The 4,289-nt window shown below is 42.4% G+C and carries 4 protein-coding genes and 1 pseudogene; 2 read left to right on the top strand and 3 right to left on the bottom strand.

The window, feature by feature from the left end; all coding sequences use genetic code 11:
* Positions 1-34: 34 nt before the first annotated feature.
* Positions 35-307 (bottom strand): addiction module antidote protein, encoded by a 273-nt coding sequence (locus KDK17_RS11965; protein ID WP_257274465.1) that lies wholly within the window; start codon positions 305-307, stop codon positions 35-37.
* Positions 308-673: 366 nt separating this feature from the next.
* On the bottom strand, positions 674-973 hold the full coding sequence (locus tag KDK17_RS19565) for a transposase (RefSeq protein ID WP_373690679.1): 300 nt from the start codon (positions 971-973) through the stop codon (positions 674-676).
* A gap of 11 nt (positions 974-984) precedes the next feature.
* Here KDK17_RS19565 and tnpA point away from each other — a divergent pair.
* Together tnpA and KDK17_RS11975 are read left to right on the top strand one after the other, a co-directional pair.
* A pseudogene (gene tnpA / locus KDK17_RS11970) lies at positions 985-1,395 on the top strand (IS200/IS605 family transposase).
* Between the two features lie 209 nt (positions 1,396-1,604).
* Complete coding sequence (locus KDK17_RS11975; RefSeq protein WP_257274466.1) at positions 1,605-2,918, top strand: hypothetical protein; 1,314 nt, start codon at positions 1,605-1,607, stop codon at positions 2,916-2,918.
* A gap of 529 nt (positions 2,919-3,447) precedes the next feature.
* Here KDK17_RS11975 and KDK17_RS11980 read toward each other — a convergent pair.
* A partial coding sequence (locus tag KDK17_RS11980; protein ID WP_257288158.1) for a type II secretion system F family protein occupies positions 3,448-4,289 on the bottom strand: 842 nt, incomplete at its 5' end.

Genomic DNA, 4,289 nt, shown 5'->3' on the forward strand with positions numbered 1-4,289 from the left:
TAGACCAATTTATTGCAACAGCAGTAGGACAGCCTTAAGTCCGACAGGCTGCTAGCGCTTTCAGCAGTCGGTGCACAGTATCCCATCGGGGCTGGACCTTGCCGTTAAAGGCTTTGTACAGACTCTCCCGGTTCAGGCCGGTCTGTTCCGCCAGTTGTGTCACGCCTTTATGTTTGACCACATGCCCAAGAGCCACAATAAAAACACCGGGATCATTATCCTGATAGGCTTCAGTCAGAAACCAGGGGATGTCATCATCGGTCAGGGCATTATCAAAAGGATTGTAGGGTTTCAACGATTCGCTCATGATTGTTTCCTCCAGTTCTTGCAATATTTCTCTGACTTTTCAATGTCCTGGGACTCGCTGGATTTGTCCCCAACACAATAGGATGACCAGCTGCTCACCACGAACAGTGAAATAGGGCCGATAGCCTTTGCCTGCAAGTATCCGCATTTCACTGATATTGCCACCCACGGATTTTACATTATGGTTAGCAATGCCGGCGAAGACGCACTGGAATAGGCCATAGAAATAGCCCCGACTGGCGACAGCCTTGAAGCCCGTGGTGCACCCGCGCAACGTAAGCGTTCAAGCAGGGTATTGACTCCCCCTACTTGCCGAGATCGGATTTTAACGGATTGGTCCCGAATTTCTCTTTCCAGATTCGCGGGATTAGCTCTCGGATATCGCACGTTGCTCAAGATGTGTCAGGGTTCCAAGGCTGATGGCAATACGACTGGACTCAAGTTTCTGATGCTGGCGGTAAAGCGGAGCGCGGAAGCAGTAATTCTCTACCAGCAGACCCGCGATGAAGCTGACATCGGGAAAGCTGCGATCAAATAATCCTAATGGTGTGGTTACCGTTGTTAGCGTCTGGCTGGGCTTGTGGCGAACGACTTCGCGCTGATATTTCAGGATGACATAGCTGGCAGGGCGCTGCGCCAGACTATAGGTGTACTTGTAGTCAATGATTTCGTAATGGTCTGCGTCTTCAAATTGTCTTTATTCCCAAAAAGAGGCAAAAGGTCATTTATGGAAGCTTGAGAAATTTTCTGGGAACCATTGTTAATGAACTTGCCAAGTACAAAAAAGTGCAAAATTGCGGAGGGGCATTTGATGCGCGATTACGTCCATATTTGCATTAGCATTCCGATGAAATATTCTGCTTTCCATATTGTCGGTTATATGAAAGGAAAATGTGCAATAGCTATTGCAAGACCTTTCAAAGGTAAGCAAAGGAATTTTTCTGGAGAGTACTTCCGGATACGAGGGTATTTCGACGCACAATAGGACTTGATGAAAATGTGATTAGGGAATATATCAGAAACCAAGAGAAAAATGATGGAACACGAGATCAGTTGAAACTTGGTTTTGACTCAGGCACTTGGGGGTAACATAAGCCCTTTGAGGGTTTCACTTAATAAGCACCCGGCTCTACCGGGGGTAATTAACTGATAATCGCAATAATCCTGACACAGCGAGAGAGTCATGAATCAAAAGAGGAGATATCTTTGTTGACAAAAACCGAAGGGGTATCCTACGTTGTTTAAAATTTTATGATAATGTCGATAATATAAAAATATTAAATGGAATTTAAAACGTCATGAAAAAATATAGATACATTTTGCTATTATTAATTCCTTTATGGCTTTCAGCAAATAGCATAATTCCAGACAATGCTGCTAATGGTCTGAACAATGATACAAGCATAAATCAGCATGAAGAAAAATGGTCAGACTTTACTTGGTATCCGTTTAAGATTTTGAGTTACCCTGCCAGATTCTGGAAAAGACCTTATGAGCAAAATATCACTGAAATAGAAAAAGAAGATAAAAAGCATTCTTTAAAAGGATACATTTTAACTGAGCTTGCTGATGGCAGTTATTCTTCATATGAAAAAATTAAAGATGGAATTGAATTAGAAATAAATAATAAAGCTGATTTCGAAGGGCGGTCTGCATCATATCGAAAAGATTATTCTAGATACACTAGTAAAAATTTCAACAAGCCAAATAAGCTTCAAACATACCTTTCTTCTGTTCCAAGTGTCTCTAAAATTGATGATAATGCAATATATGGATTAAAAAATATAGATCTTATCCTATCAGGAGGAACCTGGAAACCCTATTCGCTGGCTGTTGCAAAGAATCATTTGGCATTTTCAAAAGCAAGGCGTACTAAATACAAATTCATACTGTTTAGCCAGAATAGCGAAGATGATGACTCAATAGATTTGATGAATTGGATGCACGATAGGCAACCTTATTGGGGAAAAATATTTTTAATTAATAAGTGGCTGAAAGAGGGTCGAGTAAAATCTGGTAAATGGATTACCTGGATAGATGATGATATTGTAATCAATGATTTTAAGAATGATAAAAGCCATCTTGATAAAATAATAGATTCAGTTGGGGAGCATGCTTGCATTATAACTTCTCAGGATTACTGGTACCATCAAGGATTACAACAATTAAATGATGGTCGTTTACCGAATACAGGCATTATTATGGTTAAGAACACAAGGTATTGCTCTTATATTTTAGAGTTATGGCTTAGCTATGCAGATGATCCAACTTTGGGAAAAAATAGTCAAAAATATACGCTTCACGAACAGGAAGCTTTAGTCAGGTTAAAGATAAATATCGATAAAAGATCTTTAGTTATCAAATTTATTAGAAACAGGACTAAAGATTGGAATTTTAATACATTTAAAAGATTTAATCATTTTTACAATGGTAGTCAGGCAAATTACAATTCAGATACAGAAAATGATAGAGCAATAGCTGCACTTATGAATGATGCATATATTCATCACACAGGGATGGCTTCTCTCTATAGACTTGCACTTATCGCTCACTCACTCTTTGAAATTTCAGGTAATTACCCCGTTATCCAACATGCTGACGATGGCAGCTAACGGCACGCACACCGGCTGCAGATCAGCGCAGCCAGGAACCTGCGTTGTATGAGTGCTTTTTATCAAAATGGAACGCCTTGCGTTCCAAATCGAGCAGGTCCCACTATCGTCGTCTGACCCGTATTGAAACCCCAAATCCAGAGAGCGATATCTGCTGGAAGCCATACAATAGAGCTGGCATTCCCGGTCGCTGGATCGTCAGGTCAGCAAGCTGTATTACGAGCGCTTGTTGTTCAGCAAGGATAAGCAGCCCGTGCTGCAGGAAGTTGAACAAAAAACTAAAAAGTTTGAAGGGTAGACGTGCATTAAAACTATTGACAAGTACTCCTGATTTTCAGTGGACACAGAGTAAGTAACTTGCGGCCAAAATGCATTAAAACTGTTTTTATATGTCTGATTCCTGAATGTAGCTGGATAAAGCTGTTGACTGATAGCCCTATATAATAAGGGCTATAGAGGAATAAGCTATTTCCGTGTCGATAGTTTAATGCATGTGTCTGGAGTTTTAATACATTTTCACATCTGTTGGTTAGACCACAGACCCCAACTGGAAAATAGGCAAGTACATGGCAATGATAAGACCACCAACCAGTACGCCGAGAACCGACATGATCAAAGGTTCCATCAAGCTGGTCAGACCATCGACCATGTTGTCTACTTCGTCTTCGTAAAAAGTGGCGACCTTATCGAGCATTTCATCCAGAGCGCCGGATTCTTCACCAATAGCCACCATCTGAACCGCCATGGCCGGGAATATGCCAGAGTTTCTCATGGCGAACTGCAGCTGCTGACCGCTGGATACGTCTTCCTTTATGCGTTGGGTGGCATCGAAATAGACGACGTTACCAGCAGCCCCGGCAACCGAGTCAAGGGCATCCACCAGGGGTACACCGGCGGCAAAAGTCGTCGACAGGGTTCTGGCGAATCGGGCGACTGCTGATTTATCAAGAATGACACCGATCACGGGAATCTTAAGGGTGACCCGATCCATTCTGTCTCTGGTTGCTTTGGATTTTTGTAGCAGTTTTTTGAACATAAATCCAAAGGCAACGAGAGCGCCTATGGTCATATGCCATGAACTTTGGACCCATTCAGAAATGCCGATAACCAACTGGGTAAATGCGGGTAGCTCAGCCCCAAATCCCTGGAATACTTCCTCAAACTGGGGCACTACGTAGACCAGCAGAATGCCAGTCACAACCATAGCAACACCCACAACAGCGATGGGGTATTTCATCGCTTTCTTGATTTTGGCCTTAAGGGCTTCGGTTTTCTCTTTGTAGGTGGCGATTCTGTCCAGCAGTGACTCCAGAGAACCAGACTGCTCACCGGAAGCGACAAGATTACAGTAGAGGTCATCGAAATACAGTG

This window comes from Endozoicomonas sp. SESOKO2, assembly GCF_024606245.1.
GTDB lineage: Bacteria > Pseudomonadota > Gammaproteobacteria > Pseudomonadales > Endozoicomonadaceae > Endozoicomonas_A.